16 protein-coding genes, 6 tRNA genes and 3 rRNA genes are annotated in these 19728 nt (G+C 54.2%); 3 read left to right on the top strand and 22 right to left on the bottom strand.

All coding sequences use genetic code 11. The features are described 5' to 3' along the window. Positions 1 to 107: 107 nt before the first annotated feature. From rplL to tyrS, 20 genes are all read right to left on the bottom strand, one after another. A complete protein-coding gene (rplL, locus tag ACA068_RS26460; RefSeq protein ID WP_008145490.1) occupies positions 108 to 473 on the bottom strand; it encodes a 50S ribosomal protein L7/L12 in 366 nt (121 codons plus the stop codon). Positions 474 to 553: 80 nt separating this feature from the next. After that, entirely contained in the window at positions 554 to 1054 is a 501-nt protein-coding gene (rplJ, locus tag ACA068_RS26465; RefSeq protein WP_010467255.1) for a 50S ribosomal protein L10, read from the bottom strand. A gap of 198 nt (positions 1055 to 1252) precedes the next feature. Next, a complete protein-coding gene (rplA, locus tag ACA068_RS26470) occupies positions 1253 to 1948 on the bottom strand; it encodes a 50S ribosomal protein L1 (RefSeq protein ID WP_007896626.1) in 696 nt (231 codons plus the stop codon). Next, positions 1948 to 2379, bottom strand: a complete 432-nt coding sequence (rplK, locus tag ACA068_RS26475; RefSeq protein WP_003210097.1) for a 50S ribosomal protein L11 — start codon at positions 2377 to 2379, stop codon at positions 1948 to 1950. The genes rplA and rplK overlap by 1 nt, the downstream gene beginning before the upstream one ends. Before the next feature lie 117 nt (positions 2380 to 2496). Next, positions 2497 to 3030 carry a transcription termination/antitermination protein NusG gene (nusG, locus tag ACA068_RS26480; protein ID WP_007896622.1) on the bottom strand — a complete coding sequence of 178 codons (534 nt, stop codon included), beginning with the start codon at positions 3028 to 3030 and terminating at the stop codon, positions 2497 to 2499. Between the two features lie 9 nt (positions 3031 to 3039). Further along, positions 3040 to 3408, bottom strand: coding sequence for a preprotein translocase subunit SecE (secE, locus tag ACA068_RS26485; protein ID WP_008145488.1), 369 nt, complete (start codon positions 3406 to 3408; stop codon positions 3040 to 3042). 45 nt (positions 3409 to 3453) lie between these two features. Then, positions 3454 to 3529, bottom strand: a tRNA-Trp gene (locus ACA068_RS26490). A gap of 53 nt (positions 3530 to 3582) precedes the next feature. Continuing rightward, positions 3583 to 4776, bottom strand: a complete 1194-nt coding sequence (gene tuf, locus ACA068_RS26495; RefSeq protein WP_007896619.1) for an elongation factor Tu — start codon at positions 4774 to 4776, stop codon at positions 3583 to 3585. 83 nt (positions 4777 to 4859) lie between these two features. Beyond that, positions 4860 to 4935: transfer RNA gene (locus tag ACA068_RS26500), tRNA-Thr, on the bottom strand. A 26-nt stretch (positions 4936 to 4961) separates the two neighbouring features. Next, a tRNA-Gly gene (locus ACA068_RS26505) sits at positions 4962 to 5035 on the bottom strand. A 24-nt stretch (positions 5036 to 5059) separates the two neighbouring features. Beyond that, positions 5060 to 5144 (bottom strand) — tRNA-Tyr (locus ACA068_RS26510). Positions 5145 to 5286: 142 nt separating this feature from the next. Then, positions 5287 to 5727: a hypothetical protein gene (locus tag ACA068_RS26515; protein ID WP_497305861.1), complete on the bottom strand. Its 441-nt coding sequence runs from the start codon at positions 5725 to 5727 to the stop codon at positions 5287 to 5289. 7 nt (positions 5728 to 5734) lie between these two features. Beyond that, positions 5735 to 6484: a pantothenate kinase gene (locus tag ACA068_RS26520; protein WP_497305863.1), complete on the bottom strand. Its 750-nt coding sequence runs from the start codon at positions 6482 to 6484 to the stop codon at positions 5735 to 5737. Then, entirely contained in the window at positions 6474 to 7433 is a 960-nt protein-coding gene (birA, locus tag ACA068_RS26525; RefSeq protein WP_497305865.1) for a bifunctional biotin--[acetyl-CoA-carboxylase] ligase/biotin operon repressor BirA, read from the bottom strand. Before birA ends, ACA068_RS26520 begins: the two co-directional genes overlap by 11 nt. Positions 7434 to 7569: 136 nt before the next feature. Continuing rightward, a 5S ribosomal RNA gene (gene rrf, locus ACA068_RS26530) occupies positions 7570 to 7685 on the bottom strand. A gap of 173 nt (positions 7686 to 7858) precedes the next feature. Further along, positions 7859 to 10750, bottom strand: a 23S ribosomal RNA gene (locus ACA068_RS26535). A 249-nt stretch (positions 10751 to 10999) separates the two neighbouring features. Continuing rightward, a tRNA-Ala gene (locus ACA068_RS26540) sits at positions 11000 to 11075 on the bottom strand. A 27-nt stretch (positions 11076 to 11102) separates the two neighbouring features. Then, a tRNA-Ile gene (locus ACA068_RS26545) sits at positions 11103 to 11179 on the bottom strand. A gap of 161 nt (positions 11180 to 11340) precedes the next feature. Beyond that, positions 11341 to 12879 (bottom strand): 16S ribosomal RNA (locus ACA068_RS26550). Together the 16S, 23S and 5S rRNA genes with 2 tRNA genes alongside form the textbook arrangement of a ribosomal RNA operon. A gap of 552 nt (positions 12880 to 13431) precedes the next feature. Next, positions 13432 to 14631 carry a tyrosine--tRNA ligase gene (gene tyrS / locus ACA068_RS26555; protein WP_497305867.1) on the bottom strand — a complete coding sequence of 400 codons (1200 nt, stop codon included), beginning with the start codon at positions 14629 to 14631 and terminating at the stop codon, positions 13432 to 13434. 212 nt (positions 14632 to 14843) lie between these two features. Between tyrS and ACA068_RS26560 the strand changes: the two genes are divergently transcribed. Then, positions 14844 to 16265 (top strand): peptidoglycan DD-metalloendopeptidase family protein, encoded by a 1422-nt coding sequence (locus tag ACA068_RS26560; RefSeq protein ID WP_497305869.1) that lies wholly within the window; start codon positions 14844 to 14846, stop codon positions 16263 to 16265. 3 nt (positions 16266 to 16268) lie between these two features. Then, positions 16269 to 17360 carry an anhydro-N-acetylmuramic acid kinase gene (locus tag ACA068_RS26565; protein ID WP_497305870.1) on the top strand — a complete coding sequence of 364 codons (1092 nt, stop codon included), beginning with the start codon at positions 16269 to 16271 and terminating at the stop codon, positions 17358 to 17360. A gap of 67 nt (positions 17361 to 17427) precedes the next feature. Here the strand turns inward: ACA068_RS26565 and erpA are convergent, their stop codons facing one another. Both erpA and argC read right to left on the bottom strand, forming a co-directional pair. Continuing rightward, complete coding sequence (erpA, locus tag ACA068_RS26570; protein WP_007947969.1) at positions 17428 to 17778, bottom strand: iron-sulfur cluster insertion protein ErpA; 351 nt, start codon at positions 17776 to 17778, stop codon at positions 17428 to 17430. Between the two features lie 168 nt (positions 17779 to 17946). Beyond that, entirely contained in the window at positions 17947 to 18981 is a 1035-nt protein-coding gene (argC, locus tag ACA068_RS26575) for an N-acetyl-gamma-glutamyl-phosphate reductase (protein ID WP_219096886.1), read from the bottom strand. 296 nt (positions 18982 to 19277) lie between these two features. Between argC and hemJ the strand changes: the two genes are divergently transcribed. Beyond that, entirely contained in the window at positions 19278 to 19706 is a 429-nt protein-coding gene (gene hemJ / locus ACA068_RS26580) for a protoporphyrinogen oxidase HemJ (RefSeq protein ID WP_497305872.1), read from the top strand. The last annotated feature ends 22 nt before the right edge of the window (positions 19707 to 19728 follow it).

The following is a 19728-nucleotide window of genomic DNA, read 5'->3' on the forward strand; positions in this document are numbered from 1 at the left end:
CCAGCACCGACCCAGTCGGCTGCCAATAACGGAAAAAGGCCGGTGGCAAGAGCCACCAGCCATCAGCCTTTCGCTTAACGCTCGGGCTGGAGGAGCAAAGTCGATGCTTACTTCAGCTCGACTTTAGCGCCTGCTTCTTCCAGAGTGGCTTTGGCTTTGTCAGCTGCGTCTTTCGAAACAGCTTCCAGAACCACGCCAGGAGCGCCGTCAACTACTGCCTTGGCTTCTTTCAAGCCCAGACCGGTCAGTTCACGTACTGCCTTGATCACGTTAACTTTCTTCTCGCCAGCTTCCAGCAGCATGACGTTGAATTCAGTTTGTTCTTCAACAACAGCAGCGACAGCAGCTGGACCAGCGGAAGCAGCGGCAGCAGAAACGCCGAACTTCTCTTCCATGGCCTTGATCAGCTCAACGATTTCCAGAACGGATTTTTCGCCGATTGCTTCGATGATTTGGTCGTTAGTCAGAGACATGACTATAAATTCCTGTATTGGGGTGACAGCCTACGCGGCCATCGAAATAAACAATAAACGCTGAAAGGTGTCGCTCAGCCTTAGGCTGCAGCGGCTTCTTTCTGGTCGCGAAGAGCCGCCAGAGTACGAGCCAATTTGCTGGTTGCGCCTTGAATCACGCTCATCAGCTGAGAAATTGCTTCGTCACGGGTCGGCAGGCTTGCCAGTACGTCGATCTGATTAGCCGCGAGGAACTTGCCCTCGAACGCAGCTGCCTTGATCTCGAACTTATCCTGACCTTTTGCGAACTCTTTGAAGATACGAGCAGCAGCGCCCGGATGTTCTTTGGAGAATGCAATCAAGGTCGGGCCAGTGAACACGTCGTTGAGCACGTCATATTGAGTGCCAGCAACGGCGCGCTTGAGCAGGGTGTTACGTACAACACGTACGTAAACGCCAGCTTCACGAGCCTCTTTACGGAGTCCGGTCATAGCGCCTACTGTTACGCCACGGGCATCAGCCACGACAGCGGACAGAGCAACTTGGGCAGCCTTGTTGACTTCAGCGACGATGGCCTTCTTGTCTTCAAGTTTAATTGCCACGGGAAAAACTCCTGCTTGTTACCGTTTCATCCAACCGAGGCTAGATGTCGTTTTGGTGTCTGATTCGGTAAGGAACCGGGAGCACCATCTGCGTAGGCTTGAGGTTTAAGACTTGCGCCGCCTACGGTCTTGGATAGCCCCCGCAAGGCAGGGACCCCAATCTTTCAATTGGCGCAATCGCTTGCGCCAATCTGTGTCTTACGCGTCGAGCGAGCCTTGGTCGATGACCAGACCTGGACCCATGGTGGTGCTCAGGGTAACGCGCTTGACGTAAATACCTTTCGACGAAGCTGGTTTGATACGCTTCAGATCAGCGATCAGGGCTTCAACGTTTTCCTTCAGCTTGACGGCGTCAAAGCCGACTTTGCCAACGGAGGTGTGAATGATGCCGTTTTTGTCGGTGCGATAACGAACCTGACCAGCCTTGGCGTTTTTAACCGCCGTAGCTACGTCTGGCGTTACGGTGCCGACTTTAGGGTTAGGCATCAGGCCGCGCGGACCCAGGATCTGACCCAACTGACCAACAACGCGCATGGCATCCGGGGATGCGATAACTACGTCATAGTTCAGGTCGCCGCCTTTCATTTCGGCAGCCAGGTCGTCCATACCTACACGGTCAGCGCCGGCAGCCAGAGCGGCCTCAGCAGCTGGACCCTGGGTGAACACAGCTACGCGAACAGTCTTACCAGTGCCGTGTGGCAGCACAGTAGCGCTACGAACAACCTGGTCAGATTTACGCGGGTCAACGCCCAAGTTTACAGCAACGTCGAACGACTCGCTGAACTTGACAGTCGACAGCTCAGCCAGCAGAGCGGCAGCATCTACAAAGTTGTAGGACTTGCCTGCTTCGATTTTGCCGGCGATAGCCTTTTGACGCTTGGTCAACTTAGCCATTACACACCCTCCACGTTAAGGCCCATGCTACGAGCAGAACCGGCGATAGTACGCACGGCTGCGTCCATATCAGCTGCAGTCAGATCCGCGTTTTTGGTTTTCGCGATTTCTTCCAGCTGAGCACGGGTCACGGTGCCAACCTTAACGGTGTTCGGACGAGCGGAACCGCTAGTCAGACCAGCAGCCTTCTTCAGCAGAACCGAAGCAGGGGTGGACTTGGTTTCGAAAGTGAAGCTACGGTCGCTGTAGACAGTGATGATCACTGGAGTCGGCAGACCTGGTTCAATACCCTGAGTACGGGCGTTGAAAGCCTTGCAGAATTCCATGATGTTCACGCCGTGCTGACCCAGAGCAGGACCAACAGGTGGGCTTGGGTTAGCCTGAGCGGCCTTCACTTGCAGCTTGATGTAAGCGGTAATCTTCTTGGCCATGAGGCACTCCAATTACGGGTTCGAACGCCTCGAAAGGCTCCCCGGTTACTTGCGCGTTTATCCCAGTGACGACAAAACCCCACAGCCTAAGGCTGCGGGGTTGGGATGCTTGCTCAGCTAGACCTTTTCGACCTGGCTGAACTCTAGCTCTACCGGAGTAGAGCGACCGAAAATGAGCACCGCCACTTGGATCCGGCTCTTTTCGTAGTTAACTTCTTCGACCGTGCCGGTAAAATCAGCAAACGGACCGTCATTGACACGTACCGACTCACCTGGCTCGAACAACGTCTTCGGCTTCGGCTTGTCACTACCATCAGCGACACGACGCAGAATCGCTTCTGCCTCTTTATCTGTAATCGGTGCAGGCTTATCAGCAGTACCGCCGATGAAGCCCATCACCCGAGGAGTATCCTTGACCAAGTGCCAAGTACCCTCGTTCATGTCCATCTGGACCAGCACATAACCTGGGAAGAACTTGCGCTCGCTTTTGCGTTTCTGGCCATTACGCATTTCAACCACTTCTTCAGTGGGAACCAGAATTTCGCCGAAGCCATCTTCCATGCCAGCCAGCTTTACGCGCTCTACCAACGAGCGCATGACATGCTTCTCGTAACCGGAGTAAGCATGCACAACGTACCAACGCTTAGCCACGGGACACCCTTAGCCGACAATCAAGGAAACAAGCCAGCCGAGCAGGGAATCAAGCCCCCACAACAGCAACGCCATAACCAGAACAACAGCCACAACGATCAACGTGGTCTGCGTGGTTTCTTGGCGAGTTGGCCATACGACTTTACGAATCTCGGTGCGAGCTTCCTTAACCAGTACAAAGAAAGACTTGCCCTTCACAGTCTGCAGGCCTACAAAGGCAGCTACAGCAGCGATGGCAAGCAATGCAAGTACGCGATACAGGATCGGCGAAGCAGAGTAATACTGATTGCCAACAACGCCAACAACCACCAAAGCAACTACTACTAGCCACTTGAGCAGATCGAAGCGAGAGCCTTGAGCTTCAGCTTTAGGAGTCATCTATGAAGATCCTGTGAAAAGAAAGCCAGACACACCAAGTGAATCTGGCAGGTCAGGAGGGAATCGAACCCCCAACCTACGGTTTTGGAGACCGTCGCTCTGCCAATTGAGCTACTGACCTAAAACAAAATCAGGCCGACCATTATGCCGGCCTGAAAAAGACATTACAACAACTTACTCGATGACTTTAGCTACGACACCAGCGCCGACGGTACGACCGCCCTCACGGATAGCGAAACGAAGACCATCTTCCATCGCAATGGTTTTGATCAAGGTAACGGTCATCTGAACGTTATCACCCGGCATAACCATTTCAACGCCCTCTGGCAATTCGCAGTTACCGGTCACATCCGTAGTACGGAAGTAGAACTGTGGACGGTAGCCTTTGAAGAATGGCGTATGACGACCACCCTCCTCCTTGCTCAAAACGTATACTTCAGCAGTAAACTTGGTGTGCGGCTTGACGGTGCCCGGCTTGACCAAAACCTGGCCACGCTCAACATCATCACGCTTGGTACCGCGCAGCAGCACCCCACAATTCTCGCCAGCACGACCTTCGTCGAGCAGCTTTCGGAACATTTCAACACCAGTACAAGTTGTTTTGACAGTGTCACGAAGACCAACAATCTCAACCTCTTCCTGAATGCGGACGATGCCACGCTCAACACGACCAGTCACGACAGTACCGCGACCCGAGATCGAGAACACATCCTCGATCGGCATCAGGAACGGTTTGTCGATCGCACGCTCAGGCTGCGGAATGTAGCTATCCAGAGTCTCAACCAACTTCTTAACGGCAGTTGTACCCATCTCGTTGTCGTCTTGACCGTTCAACGCCATCAGCGCAGAACCAATGATGATCGGAGTGTCATCACCCGGGAAATCGTAAGTACTCAGCAGATCGCGCACTTCCATCTCAACCAACTCGAGCAGCTCAGCATCATCAACCATGTCAGCCTTGTTCAGGAAGACAACGATGTACGGAACCCCAACCTGGCGAGAGAGCAGGATGTGCTCGCGGGTTTGCGGCATCGGACCGTCTGCGGCCGAGCAAACCAGGATCGCACCATCCATCTGAGCAGCACCGGTAATCATGTTCTTTACGTAGTCAGCGTGACCCGGACAGTCAACATGCGCGTAGTGACGCACAGCCGAATCGTACTCAACGTGAGCAGTATTAATGGTGATACCACGCGCTTTCTCTTCTGGGGCGCTATCGATCTTGTCGAAATCCACCTTTGCCGAACCGAAAACCTCGGAGCAGACACGGGTTAGCGCAGCGGTCAAAGTAGTTTTACCGTGGTCTACGTGACCAATGGTGCCTACATTGACGTGCGGCTTATTACGCTCGAACTTTTCCTTAGCCATCGAAGCAACCCCCAGCAGAAGAATTAAGCAGTGATACAACCCATTAAAACAAAGGCAGATATTTTCATATCTGCCTTGTTATATGGAGCTCTTGAGCGGATTTGAACCGCTGACCTCACCCTTACCAAGGGTGTGCTCTACCAACTGAGCTACAAGAGCGTAACGCCTTGCAGGACCTGCAAACTTGGAGCGGGTAGCGGGAATCGAACCCGCATCATCAGCTTGGAAGGCTGAGGTTCTACCACTAAACTATACCCGCGGAGCTTGCAGCTCTCGCTAAAAATGGTGGAGGGGGAAGGATTCGAACCTTCGAAGTCGTAGACGTCAGATTTACAGTCTGATCCCTTTGGCCGCTCGGGAACCCCTCCTAAGCGAGCCGGCATTCTATATCATGCCGACCTTCTGTCAAGCATTTTCTCATTAAAAACCTGAGGTTAGCTGCATTGACACCGCTTCGTACTGCTGACCGTTAAAGGTCTTCACTGCGAAGCGGGCGCCATTCTATGCAAACTATTCCGCAGGCGCAACCCCCTCGCACGGCATTATTTTATGTTTTAACTCATTGAATTCTTTGGAAAGGTTTAGCAGCTGAAGATCATCCACTAAACGCCGGCTTTCAGGTGCTACACGGAGCCAGTAGCCAGACGGATCAGAGGAGTCTTTTGGCAACGATTGAACTTTGATATCCATCCCACCCAGCCGGCGCTCAGCTGCCAGGGCGACCTCCTGACGAGTGAAACCACCCAAGTAAAGGCAGCCACTGTCCGTCGACGCCGACTTTCCTTTCTCACGCCCCGTATCAGTTGCCTCGCTTAGCAAACGGATATCCTGCTGCGATCCTCGATACAAACTCAAAGGCGTTACATCTTTCGCACGCAGCGGGGCCTCTTGTTGATGCCAGATGTAATAGAAGACATTGAGAACCAGCAACAGCAGGAACAACCAACGCATAAGAACCTCAAGACAAAGGGCATGCCATCGCCAGACCTACAAACACCAGGTCTGGAACCAGTCTGGCATCCGGTACGATTTCGGAGACGAGCGCCGCATCGCCTCCCGTGAGGAATACCGCAAAATCCTCCCCCCAATAACTACGCGCCATTTCCAGCTGAGTCAGGACGAAGCCTCTCAACATAAGCAAACATCCTCGCTCAACCGCTTCGACCGTTGTGCGGCCTGGTACGAGGCTTTCAAGTGCGCGCTCGGCAGCGATATCGCCATAGCGAATCTTGCGGGTATGGGTTCGTAACTGGTTGCGCATCAGAGGCATTCCAGGGCAAATAAACCCGCCAAGATGATCTCCATCCCCCGCAATGAAATCAGCAGTCACCGCGGTACCGAAATCGAGTACCAGGCATGCTCCTGCGGCCAGGTTAAATCCACCGAGCATCGCTAACCAGCGATCAAGCCCCAACCGCTCAAACTCCTCGTACCCATTCCGAACGCCTGCCATTTCACGCGCCGGCGCAGCGCAAATTACGGATACAGAGAACGCTTTTGTCAGCAGAGAGGTCAACGCAGCAGTCTCTTCGGCCGTTCTGACACTGACCAACCGGCACTGCTTGAGGGCCAGCCCTTCGAGTCCACTCAGGCTTTCCAGCAATGCGAAATCCGAATCCACGACGCCTTCACCAAACACCTGCTTGGCATCCGCATGGAGAGCCCGCCACTTTATAAAACTGTTTCCGCAGTCGAGCTCAAGAATCATCACGCAACCTCAGGCTGAGCTCACCACCACTAAAGACCTTTTCCACCCCATTTACCTTCAAGCGCAAGGCACCCTGACTGTCGATACCCAACACCTCACCATCAATCTGGTTGACGCCAGCAATCAACGAGACTGCCCGCCCTTGCCAAAGATGGTTCTGCTCCCATTCCCGCTGAATAGCGGAAAACCCATCAACCTGATGACGGGCCAGATATTTCTGAAGCATTAACCCTAATTGCGCGACAAGGTGATTGCGGTCAAACACCCTGCCCGACTCCAACCGCACGGATGTCCATTGCTGATCAATCTCATCGGTTGCCTGCATATTCACATTAATTCCAACACCCAGCACCACGTGACACACATCAGCAGGATCACCCACCAGCTCGAGCAATATCCCGGCGATCTTTTTCTGGCCAACCAGAACATCATTGGGCCACTTCAAGCCCGCGCCCGGGATACCGAGATCTCTCAACGCCTGCATGACAGCAAGCCCAACCACAAGACTCAACCCTTCGAGCTGACGCATTCCACCTTCGATGCGCAATACGAGGCTGTAATAGATGTTTTCTGCGAAAGGACTGGCCCAATTTCGCCCACGTCGGCCGCGACCCGCAGTCTGCCGCTCGGAGAGCACCAAGAATGGCGCAGCCTGCCCACGCTCTATTACGCGCAAGGCTTCAGCGTTAGTGGAGTCAATTGAGTCGAAGAGCAGAATAGGCCAGTCGCACGAGGGCGCCTGTTCTTTTATGCCGGCAGGATCAAGCAGCGTCAATGGCGCAGCCAATTGATAGCCACGTCCGCGCACCTTATGGATGGACAAGCCAAGCTCAGCCTCTAAATGCTGTAGCTGCTTCCATACCGCACTACGACTGACGCCCAAGGCGACGCCCAGGGCCTGACCCGAATGGAACTTGCCATCCTTAAGAAGCTTTAACAACGTCAGCATGCAAGTCTCGCCTCACAATGAGGCCCGCATGATAGCCATGCCCCGAGCCGTTGCATAGAAACCCCGAGGACCAGATTTTCCTGCGGACAAAACAAAACCCCTACCTGCATACGCAGATAGGGGTTTCGGAATTTAATCTTGACGATGACCTACTCTCACATGGGGAAACCCCACACTACCATCGGCGATGCATCGTTTCACTGCTGAGTTCGGGATGGGATCAGGTGGTTCCAATGCTCTATGGTCGTCAAGAAATTCGGTAGCCAGGTCGTTCTCCTTACGGATTACGCTCCAGCGAATGGGCATGTGATAGATCTCGGTGTTTTGTGAGTCTTTCGAACTTTCGGTTCGTTTCGTCTTCACACACCGCAATCTTGTGCTCTTTTGCTTTTCAGCTCAAAGCTTGCAAATTGCTTGGGTGTTATATGGTCAAGCCTCACGGGCAATTAGTATTGGTTAGCTCAACGCCTCACAGCGCTTACACACCCAACCTATCAACGTCGTAGTCTTCGACGGCCCTTCAGGGGACTCAAGGTCCCAGTGAGATCTCATCTTGAGGCTAGTTTCCCGCTTAGATGCTTTCAGCGGTTATCTATTCCGAACATAGCTACCCGGCAATGCCACTGGCGTGACAACCGGAACACCAGAGGTTCGTCCACTCCGGTCCTCTCGTACTAGGAGCAGCCCCTCTCAAATCTCAAACGTCCACGGCAGATAGGGACCGAACTGTCTCACGACGTTCTAAACCCAGCTCGCGTACCACTTTAAATGGCGAACAGCCATACCCTTGGGACCGGCTTCAGCCCCAGGATGTGATGAGCCGACATCGAGGTGCCAAACACCGCCGTCGATATGAACTCTTGGGCGGTATCAGCCTGTTATCCCCGGAGTACCTTTTATCCGTTGAGCGATGGCCCTTCCATACAGAACCACCGGATCACTAAGACCTACTTTCGTACCTGCTCGACGTGTCTGTCTCGCAGTCAAGCGCGCTTTTGCCTTTATACTCTACGACCGATTTCCGACCGGTCTGAGCGCACCTTCGTACTCCTCCGTTACTCTTTAGGAGGAGACCGCCCCAGTCAAACTACCCACCATACACTGTCCTCGATCCGGATAACGGACCTGAGTTAGAACCTCAAAGTTGCCAGGGTGGTATTTCAAGGTTGGCTCCACGCGAACTGGCGTCCACGCTTCAAAGCCTCCCACCTATCCTACACAAGCAAATTCAAAGTCCAGTGCAAAGCTATAGTAAAGGTTCACGGGGTCTTTCCGTCTAGCCGCGGATACACTGCATCTTCACAGCGATTTCAATTTCACTGAGTCTCGGGTGGAGACAGCGCCGCCATCGTTACGCCATTCGTGCAGGTCGGAACTTACCCGACAAGGAATTTCGCTACCTTAGGACCGTTATAGTTACGGCCGCCGTTTACCGGGGCTTCGATCAAGAGCTTCGCGTTAGCTAACCCCATCAATTAACCTTCCGGCACCGGGCAGGCGTCACACCCTATACGTCCACTTTCGTGTTTGCAGAGTGCTGTGTTTTTAATAAACAGTCGCAGCGGCCTGGTATCTTCGACCGGCATGAGCTTACGGAGCAAGTCCTTCACCCTCACCGGCGCACCTTCTCCCGAAGTTACGGTGCCATTTTGCCTAGTTCCTTCACCCGAGTTCTCTCAAGCGCCTTGGTATTCTCTACCCAACCACCTGTGTCGGTTTGGGGTACGGTTCCTGGTTACCTGAAGCTTAGAAGCTTTTCTTGGAAGCATGGCATCAACCACTTCGTGTTCTAAAAGAACACTCGTCATCAGCTCTCGGCCTTAGAATCCCGGATTTACCTAAGATTCCAGCCTACCACCTTAAACTTGGACAACCAACGCCAAGCTGGCCTAGCCTTCTCCGTCCCTCCATCGCAATAACCAGAAGTACAGGAATATTAACCTGTTTTCCATCGACTACGCTTTTCAGCCTCGCCTTAGGGACCGACTAACCCTGCGTCGATTAACGTTGCGCAGGAAACCTTGGTCTTTCGGCGTGGGTGTTTTTCACACCCATTGTCGTTACTCATGTCAGCATTCGCACTTCTGATACCTCCAGCAAGCTTCTCAACTCACCTTCACAGGCTTACAGAACGCTCCTCTACCGCATCACCTAAGTGATACCCGTAGCTTCGGTGTATGGTTTGAGCCCCGTTACATCTTCCGCGCAGGCCGACTCGACTAGTGAGCTATTACGCTTTCTTTAAAGGGTGGCTGCTTCTAAGCCAACCTCCTAGCTGTCTAAGCCTTCCCACATCGTTTCCCACTTAACCATAACTTTGGGACCTTAGCTGACGGTCTGGGTTGTTTCCCTTTTCACGACGGACGTTAGCACCCGCCGTGTGTCTCCCATGCTCGGCACTTGTAGGTATTCGGAGTTTGCATCGGTTTGGTAAGTCGGGATGACCCCCTAGCCGAAACAGTGCTCTACCCCCTACAGTGATACATGAGGCGCTACCTAAATAGCTTTCGAGGAGAACCAGCTATCTCCGAGCTTGATTAGCCTTTCACTCCGATCCACAGGTCATCCGCTAACTTTTCAACGGTAGTCGGTTCGGTCCTCCAGTTAGTGTTACCCAACCTTCAACCTGCCCATGGATAGATCGCCCGGTTTCGGGTCTATTCCCAGCGACTAGACGCCCTATTAAGACTCGCTTTCGCTACGCCTCCCCTATTCGGTTAAGCTCGCCACTGAAAATAAGTCGCTGACCCATTATACAAAAGGTACGCAGTCACCCAACAAAGTGGGCTCCCACTGCTTGTACGCATACGGTTTCAGGATCTATTTCACTCCCCTCTCCGGGGTTCTTTTCGCCTTTCCCTCACGGTACTAGTTCACTATCGGTCAGTCAGTAGTATTTAGCCTTGGAGGATGGTCCCCCCATATTCAGACAAAGTTTCTCGTGCTCCGTCCTACTCGATTTCATGACTAAGAGATTTTCGCGTACAGGGCTATCACCCACTATGGCCGCACTTTCCAGAGCGTTCCGCTAATCTCAAAGCCACTTAAGGGCTAGTCCCCGTTCGCTCGCCACTACTAAGGGAATCTCGGTTGATTTCTTTTCCTCAGGGTACTTAGATGTTTCAGTTCCCCTGGTTCGCCTCTTAAGCCTATGTATTCAGCTTAAGATAACCATCTTATGATGGCTGGGTTCCCCCATTCAGACATCTCCGGATCAAAGTCTGTTTGCCGACTCCCCGAAGCTTTTCGCAGGCTACCACGTCTTTCATCGCCTCTGACTGCCAAGGCATCCACCGTATGCGCTTCTTCACTTGACCATATAACCCCAAGCAATCTGGTTATACTGTGAAGACGACATTCGCCGAAAATTCGATAATACTCAGTTAAGAGTAACTCACAAATTTTACCTTAGCCTGATCCGTTACCAGTGAAAGTAACGTTCAGTCTATCTTTCTATCACATACCCAAATTTTTAAAGAACGATCTAGCCAAAGACTAGAAATCAACATTCACCATCATCACAATGGAATGCTCATTTCTAAGCTTTCAACAAACAGAAGCAGTAGTGGTGGAGCCAAACGGGATCGAACCGTTGACCTCCTGCGTGCAAGGCAGGCGCTCTCCCAGCTGAGCTATGGCCCCGTATTTCTACAGGTTCCCACACAAAATTGGTGGGTCTGGGCAGATTCGAACTGCCGACCTCACCCTTATCAGGGGTGCGCTCTAACCAACTGAGCTACAGACCCAATTTCGAGCTTTAAGGCCGACCTCACCCTGCTCTTTACCACTGAGCATGGGGTGCGCTCCAACCAACTAAGCTACAACCTGTTAGGGCTGCTTCTTATCGTCTTCTTCAATGAATCAAGCAATTCGTGTGGGAACTTATGGAGCAGCTGATGTCGTCGATTAAGGAGGTGATCCAGCCGCAGGTTCCCCTACGGCTACCTTGTTACGACTTCACCCCAGTCATGAATCACACCGTGGTAACCGTCCTCCCGAAGGTTAGACTAGCTACTTCTGGTGCAACCCACTCCCATGGTGTGACGGGCGGTGTGTACAAGGCCCGGGAACGTATTCACCGCGACATTCTGATTCGCGATTACTAGCGATTCCGACTTCACGCAGTCGAGTTGCAGACTGCGATCCGGACTACGATCGGTTTTCTGGGATTAGCTCCACCTCGCGGCTTGGCAACCCTCTGTACCGACCATTGTAGCACGTGTGTAGCCCAGGCCGTAAGGGCCATGATGACTTGACGTCATCCCCACCTTCCTCCGGTTTGTCACCGGCAGTCTCCTTAGAGTGCCCACCATTACGTGCTGGTAACTAAGGACAAGGGTTGCGCTCGTTACGGGACTTAACCCAACATCTCACGACACGAGCTGACGACAGCCATGCAGCACCTGTCTCAATGTTCCCGAAGGCACCAATCCATCTCTGGAAAGTTCATTGGATGTCAAGGCCTGGTAAGGTTCTTCGCGTTGCTTCGAATTAAACCACATGCTCCACCGCTTGTGCGGGCCCCCGTCAATTCATTTGAGTTTTAACCTTGCGGCCGTACTCCCCAGGCGGTCAACTTAATGCGTTAGCTGCGCCACTAAGAGCTCAAGGCTCCCAACGGCTAGTTGACATCGTTTACGGCGTGGACTACCAGGGTATCTAATCCTGTTTGCTCCCCACGCTTTCGCACCTCAGTGTCAGTATCAGTCCAGGTGGTCGCCTTCGCCACTGGTGTTCCTTCCTATATCTACGCATTTCACCGCTACACAGGAAATTCCACCACCCTCTACCATACTCTAGCTTGTCAGTTTTGAATGCAGTTCCCAGGTTGAGCCCGGGGATTTCACATCCAACTTAACAAACCACCTACGCGCGCTTTACGCCCAGTAATTCCGATTAACGCTTGCACCCTCTGTATTACCGCGGCTGCTGGCACAGAGTTAGCCGGTGCTTATTCTGTCGGTAACGTCAAAACACTTACGTATTAGGTAAATGCCCTTCCTCCCAACTTAAAGTGCTTTACAATCCGAAGACCTTCTTCACACACGCGGCATGGCTGGATCAGGCTTTCGCCCATTGTCCAATATTCCCCACTGCTGCCTCCCGTAGGAGTCTGGACCGTGTCTCAGTTCCAGTGTGACTGATCATCCTCTCAGACCAGTTACGGATCGTCGCCTTGGTGAGCCATTACCTCACCAACTAGCTAATCCGACCTAGGCTCATCTGATAGCGCAAGGCCCGAAGGTCCCCTGCTTTCTCCCGTAGGACGTATGCGGTATTAGCGTCCGTTTCCGAGCGTTATCCCCCACTACCAGGCAGATTCCTAGGCATTACTCACCCGTCCGCCGCTCGCCACCAGGTACAAGTACCCGTGCTGCCGCTCGACTTGCATGTGTTAGGCCTGCCGCCAGCGTTCAATCTGAGCCATGATCAAACTCTTCAGTTCAAACATCTTTGGGTTTTTAAGAAACCCTAAACTTGGCTCAGCAATCGTTGGTTACATCTTTGATTTCTCGCGGAGTAACTTGTGATGCTGATAATCTTGCTGACTATCAGTCTGACTCCACAAGCACCCACACGAATTGCTTGATTCAGTTGTTAAAGAGCGGTTGGTTAAGATCTTTCGTCTCAACCGAGGCGCGCATTCTACAGCAGCCTCTGTTGCTGTCAAGCGGTTATTTTCAGAAGTTTTCAAAGTTTCCTTTGCAACTTCAACCACTTGCGCTTCCGATCTCTCGTTAGCGGGAGGCGAATTCTACAGCGTTACTCGCTGCTGTCAACACCTCTTTTTCTCCGCTTTCGACCGAGAAGATCGAATCGTCAATCAAGCTAAACAACCCTGCCTGACCAACTCCTTCTGGGCTTCGATGACCTGAAGCAACTCGCTGTCGAAAACTGCGTAACTCTTTGTTTACCAAGGAGTTTTCCGTTTCGACTGCGCCGGAAGTGGGGCGAATTATAGACTTCCAGAATCTGCCGTCAACACCTAATTTCAGCTTTATTCGGATTTGAGGGTAATACGCGCAAATGCCTTCTTTCCGGCTTGGCAAACATGGGTCGCGCCCAGTACGTATATAAAGGTGCGATCCACAACCTCACCATCTATACGCACACCACCGGAACCCAGCAGGTCTCGCGCGACAGCCGAGTTCTTGACCAATCCCGCCTTATTAAGGACGGCAGCGATCGGCATATCTTCAGTAGCGGTCAACTCGATCTCTGGCAGATCGTCCGGCAGCTCGCCATCCTTCATACGATTGCCCGCCGCACGGTGAGCATTGGCCGCAGCCTCTTCACCATGGAAACGCGCGACGATCTCTTCGGCCAGCTTGATCTTGATATCACGCGGATTGGCACCCGCTTCGACATCAGCACGAAAGACATTGATCTCATCCATGGAACGGAAACTGAGCAATTCGAAGTAACGCCACATCAGCGCATCCGGAATAGAGACCAGCTTGCCGTACATGACACCCGGCGCCTCCTGTATACCGACGTAGTTGCCCAAGGACTTGGACATCTTCTTCACGCCATCCAGACCTTCGAGCAGCGGCATGGTCAGAATGCATTGAGCCTCTTGACCATAACTGCGCTGCAGCTCACGCCCCATCAGCAGGTTGAACTTCTGATCGGTACCACCCAATTCGACATCCGCGCGCAGCGCGACCGAGTCATACCCTTGAACCAGCGGATAGAGGAACTCGTGAATAGCGATTGGCTGGTTGGTCGTGTAGCGCTTGTCGAAGTCATCGCGCTCAAGCATGCGAGCCACGGTGTACTGCGAAGTCAGACGAATGAAGTCCGCCGGCCCCATCTGATCCATCCAGGTGGAGTTGAACGCCACCTCGGTCTTGGCCGGATCGAGAATCTTGAAGACTTGAGTCTTGTAGGTCTCGGCATTCTCGAGAACCTGCTCGCGAGTGAGCGGAGGACGCGTCGCGCTCTTGCCGCTCGGATCACCGATCATCCCGGTGAAGTCGCCTATAAGGAAGATCACCTGATGCCCCAGCTCCTGGAACTGACGCAGCTTATTAATAAGCACCGTATGACCCAGGTGCAAATCCGGCGCGGTCGGATCGAAGCCTGCCTTAATACGTAGCGGCTGGCCACGCTTGAGCTTTTCGATCAGCTCGGACTCGACCAACAGTTCTTCCGCACCACGTTTAATCAGCGCTAGCTGCTCTTCAACCGACTTCATAACAGACCCGCAAGGCTCGAATTCAAAGGGGACCAACCATACAAGATCACGCGTCAAATACAAAGTTTGGCCGGTGCAATGACGCCAATCCGCCGGCAGAGTGACCACGGACTTGCTTCAGAGATGATTTGGTTATATTTTATACAGTTATTTCATCTTCATCATGTCATTCATCTTTTCCAATTCATCTTTTTCAAAGTCAAAAATTACCTATGACCAAAGAATCGCCTAAAGCGCCACCGCTTTACCCGAAGACCCACCTGCTTGCAGCAAGTGGAATCGCCGCTCTTCTGAGCTTGGCGCTTCTGGTATTCCCGTCCAGTGATGTAGAAGCCAAAAAGACGACCCTGAGTCTTGAACTGGAAAGCCCTGCTGAACAACTGACACAAGATCAAGACGCAGCTGAAGCCGTCCAAGCCACAAATGAACCGGCAGCCTCGCCTTTCGCGCAGATCGAAAACAGCGCCGAAGAGCCACAGGAAACCGCTCAGGTCGAGCCTGTACCTGCCCCGGTCGTCGAAGAAAAGAAGGCCCCAAACCACAGGGAAGTGATCGTTTCCAAAGGAGACACGCTGTCCACGCTGTTTGAGAAAGTCGGCCTCCCCGCCACTTCGGTGCATGAAGTACTGGCCAGCGATAAGCAAGCCAAGCAATTCAGCCAGCTCAAACATGGCCAGAAACTCGAATTCGAACTGACTCCCGACGGCCAGTTGACCAACCTGCACAGCAAAGTCAGCGACCTCGAAAGCATCACCCTGACAAAGAATGACAAGGGTTATACGTTCAACCGCATTACAGCCAAGCCTACCGTGCGCTCCGCCTACGTTCATGGCGTGATCAACAGCTCGCTGTCGCAATCTGCCGCGCGTGCAGGCCTGTCCCATAGCCTGACCATGGACATGGCCAGCGTGTTTGGTTATGACGTCGACTTCGCCCAGGATATCCGCCAGGGTGACGAGTTCGATGTGATCTACGAGCAAAAAGTCGTCAACGGCAAGGCTGTCGGCAACGGCCCGATCCTGTCCGCACGCTTCACCAACCGCGGCAAGACCTACACCGCCGTGCGTTACACCAACAAGCAAGGCAACAGCAGTTACTACACCGCTGACGGCAACAGCATGCGCAAGGCTTTCATCCGTACGCCGGTAGACTTCGCCCGCATCAGTTCGAAATTCTCCATGGGCCGCAAACACCCGATCCTGAACAAGATCCGCGCCCACAAAGGTGTGGATTACGCAGCACCCCGCGGCACACCGATCAAAGCGGCCGGTGACGGTAAAGTGTTACTCGCCGGTCGCCGTGGCGGCTACGGTAATACCGTGATCATCCAGCATGGCAACACCTACCGCACGCTTTACGGCCATATGCAGGGCTTTGCCAAAGGCGTCAAGACCGGCGGTAGCGTCAAGCAAGGCCAGGTGATCGGTTATATCGGCACGACCGGCCTGTCCACAGGCCCGCACTTGCACTACGAGTTCCAGGTCAACGGCGTGCATGTCGACCCACTGGGCCAGAAAGTTGCGATGGCCGACCCTATCTCCAAAGCGGAACGCGCACGCTTTCTCACGCAGAGCCAGCCGCTGATGGCGCGCATGGACCAAGAGAAAGCCACCATGCTGGCTTCGAAGCGCTAAATCATGACGCTCTACATAGGTGTGATGTCCGGGACCAGCCTCGATGGCCTGGACATTGCGCTGATCGAGCTGACCCCGGCGATCAACCTGATCGCCACGCACTACACCCCCATGCCTGATTCCCTGCGCGCCGAGCTGCTTGGCTTGTGCGCCAGCGGCCCGGACGAGATTGCCCGCTCCGCCATCGCCCAGCAGAACTGGGTGAAACTGGCGGCTCAGGGCATTAACACCCTCCTCCACCAACACAACCTGAAACCCGAAGACATTCGCGCGATAGGCAGCCACGGCCAGACCATTCGTCATGAACCGGCGCGCGGCTTCACGGTTCAGATCGGCAACCCTGCCCTGCTCACCGAGCTGACCGGTATCACTGTGGTCAGCGACTTCCGCAGCCGTGATGTGGCCGCCGGCGGGCAAGGCGCGCCTTTGGTGCCCGCCTTTCACGAAGCGTTGTTTGATGAACGCGCCGGTCATCGTGCGGTGTTGAATGTTGGCGGATTCAGCAACCTCAGCCTGATCGAGCCCGGCAAACCTGTCGCCGGTTTCGATTGCGGCCCGGGCAACGTTCTGCTGGATGCCTGGATTCACCAGCAACGCGGCGACAATTTTGATCGTGACGGCCAATGGGCCGCCAGCGGCAAGGTTGAACCAGTTTTGCTGAATGAGTTGCTGAGCGATCCATTCTTCCTGACCAAAGGCCCGAAAAGCACCGGACGCGAAGTGTTCAACCTGCCATGGCTGACACAGCACCTCTCGAAACTACCGTCCTTCGCCGCTGAAGACGTGCAAGCCACTCTGCTTGAACTCACAGCGCTGACCATCGTCGAGTCACTGCAGCATGCCCAATCAGACACTCAGGAACTGCTGGTCTGCGGTGGCGGCGCGCACAACGCCACGCTGATGAACCGTCTGGCCAGCCTGCTGCCGAACGCGACAGTCAGCAGCACTGCCGATTACGGCGTGGACCCGGACTGGGTCGAAGCCATGGCCTTCGCCTGGCTGGCCCATTGCTGCCTGGAAGGCATCGCCGCCAACCGCCCGAGCGTCACCGGCGCCCGCGGCCTGCGCGTACTCGGCGCCATCTACCCGGCATAAACGCCGCACAGCAAAACGCCGCAAAGCCCTGAAGCCATGCGGCGTTTGATATTGCGGTGAAGCGCGATCAGATCGAGAACGAAGAGCCACAACCACACGTGGTGCTGGCGTTCGGATTCTTGATCACGAAACGCGAACCTTCCAGACCTTCCTGATAATCCACCTCGGCACCGGCCAGGTACTGGAAGCTCATCGGGTCTACGACCAGACTCACACCTTCGCGCTCGACGATGGTGTCGTCATCGGCCACTTCTTCATCGAAGGTGAAGCCGTACTGAAAACCTGAACAACCGCCGCCCGTAACGAATACGCGCAGCTTCAAGCGATCATTCCCCTCTTCATCGACCAGGCTCTTCACCTTGTGCGCGGCACCGTGGGTGAATTGCAAAGCGGTGGGGGTGAAGGATTCGACGCTCATGCTGACTATCTCCCGGCGTTACGCCGCCATAATGCGTGATGACGCGCATTATCCGCTTCTCCTAGAAAATTGGTCAACTATTGTTACGGTATATCAATAAACCCGATTGCCGGCTAAAAATGCAAAAAGGCCCGTCAGTCGGGCCTTTTTGCTGCTAGGAATAAAGCCTTACGGCAGCATGCCGGCGTGGGACAGGCCCAGACGCTCATCCAGGCCAAACAGGATGTTCAGGTTCTGCACCGCCTGACCCGACGCACCTTTGACCAGGTTATCGATCACCGACAGCACCACCACCAGATCACCGTCCTGCGGACGATGCACGGCAATACGGCAAACGTTGGCGCCACGCACGCTGCGGGTTTCCGGATGGCTGCCGGCCGGCATTACGTCGACGAACGGTTCGTTGGCATAACGCTTTTCAAACAGCGCCTGCAGATCCACCGAGCGATCCACCACGGTCGCATACAGCGTCGAATGAATGCCGCGAATCATCGGCGTCAGGTGCGGAACGAAAGTCAGACCGACGTCCTTGCCCGCTGCACGACGCAGGCCCTGGCGAATTTCCGGCAAATGACGGTGACCTTTGACGGAATAGGCTTTCATGCTTTCCGACGTTTCGGCGTACAGCGAACCGACCGAAGCGCCACGACCGGCACCGCTGACACCGGATTTGCAATCAGCGATCAAACGCGTGGTATCGGCCAGACCGGCTTCGAGCAAAGGCAGGAAACCCAATTGCGTCGCTGTTGGGTAGCAACCCGGCACCGCGATCAAGCGAGCATCCTTGATCTGCTCGCGATTGACTTCCGGCAACCCGTAGACCGCCTCTTCCAGCAGTTCCGGTGCACCGTGCGGCTGGCCGTACCACTTGGCCCACTCGGCAGAGTCTTGCAGACGGAAGTCCGCCGACAGGTCGATGACCTTGGTCCCGGCTGCCAGCAGTTCGCCGGCCAGCGCATGGGCAACACCATGAGGCGTGGCGAAGAACACCACATCACAGGCGCCCAGCGTCTTGATGTCCGGAACGCTGAAAGCCAGGCCGTCGTAGTGGCCTCGCAGGTTCGGGTACATGTCAGCCACGGCCAGACCGGCCTCGGATCGGGAAGTGATCACAACCACTTCAGCTTGCGGATGCTGTGCCAACAGACGCAGCAGTTCGACACCGGTGTAACCCGTGCCGCCGACGATACCGACCTTGACCATAAACCTGCCCTCAACGAACCCACTGGAAAGCCGTCGATAATAGGGGCCGCGCGGCCCTGCGACAACCGCTTAGGTGACGTGCGGCGGCTCATGTGTCCCGTCTCGGGCATAACGTTCAACTTTTGGCGAGTGGCTTTTGTGGCCAGACAAGGCGCCGCGACGAGTCATAGCTCGCTATGGCGAGGAGCGGCAACGCAGCCTGGCTGCAAAAGACGCCGTCAAAATTGAACAGTTATGTCCGAGACGGGACACTTTCTCTACTATTCGGGCTACCGTGAACCTGGGAATAACTAAAAATGCTTTATCTGTGGCTCAAAGCGCTTCACATCGTCAGCATGGTCTGCTGGTTTGCCGGCCTGTTCTACCTGCCGCGCCTGTTCGTTTATCACGCGCAAAGCGAGGACAGCGTCAGCAAGGAACGCTTCAGCCTCATGGAGCGCAAGCTGTACCGCGGCATCATGGGCCCGGCGATGATCGCTACCCTGATTTTCGGTATCGCGCTGATCTGGCTTAACCCGAGCATCTTCAGTCAAGGCGCGTGGATTCACGCCAAGCTGACCCTGGTGGTGATCCTGATCGGTTACCACCACATGTGCGGCGCACAGGTGAAGCGTTTTGCCCGTGGCGAAAACACCCGCAGCCATGTCTTTTATCGCTGGTTCAATGAAGTGCCGGTTCTGATATTGCTGGCTATCGTAATTCTGGTCGTCGTTCGGCCGTTCTAACTCCAATAGGCACAACTCACCG

Source organism: Pseudomonas sp. LBUM1660, assembly GCF_059695935.1.

Bases quoted from the DNA above. Each gene is read 5' to 3' on its own strand.
- rplL (WP_008145490.1), bottom strand. From the start codon at position 473: ATGTCTCTGACTAACGACCAAATCATCGAAGCAATCGGCGAAAAATCC.
- rplA (WP_007896626.1), bottom strand. From the start codon at position 1,948: ATGGCTAAGTTGACCAAGCGTCAAAAGGCTATCGCCGGCAAAATCGAA.
- rplK (WP_003210097.1), bottom strand. From the start codon at position 2,379: ATGGCCAAGAAGATTACCGCTTACATCAAGCTGCAAGTGAAGGCCGCT.
- secE (WP_008145488.1), bottom strand. From the start codon at position 3,408: ATGACTCCTAAAGCTGAAGCTCAAGGCTCTCGCTTCGATCTGCTCAAG.
- tuf (WP_007896619.1), bottom strand. From the start codon at position 4,776: ATGGCTAAGGAAAAGTTCGAGCGTAATAAGCCGCACGTCAATGTAGGC.
- ACA068_RS26515 (WP_497305861.1), bottom strand. From the start codon at position 5,727: ATGCGTTGGTTGTTCCTGCTGTTGCTGGTTCTCAATGTCTTCTATTAC.
- ACA068_RS26520 (WP_497305863.1), bottom strand. From the start codon at position 6,484: ATGATTCTTGAGCTCGACTGCGGAAACAGTTTTATAAAGTGGCGGGCT.
- birA (WP_497305865.1), bottom strand. From the start codon at position 7,433: ATGCTGACGTTGTTAAAGCTTCTTAAGGATGGCAAGTTCCATTCGGGT.
- tyrS (WP_497305867.1), bottom strand. From the start codon at position 14,631: ATGAAGTCGGTTGAAGAGCAGCTAGCGCTGATTAAACGTGGTGCGGAA.
- ACA068_RS26560 (WP_497305869.1), top strand. From the start codon at position 14,844: ATGACCAAAGAATCGCCTAAAGCGCCACCGCTTTACCCGAAGACCCAC.
- ACA068_RS26565 (WP_497305870.1), top strand. From the start codon at position 16,269: ATGACGCTCTACATAGGTGTGATGTCCGGGACCAGCCTCGATGGCCTG.
- erpA (WP_007947969.1), bottom strand. From the start codon at position 17,778: ATGAGCGTCGAATCCTTCACCCCCACCGCTTTGCAATTCACCCACGGT.
- argC (WP_219096886.1), bottom strand. From the start codon at position 18,981: ATGGTCAAGGTCGGTATCGTCGGCGGCACGGGTTACACCGGTGTCGAA.
- hemJ (WP_497305872.1), top strand. From the start codon at position 19,278: ATGCTTTATCTGTGGCTCAAAGCGCTTCACATCGTCAGCATGGTCTGC.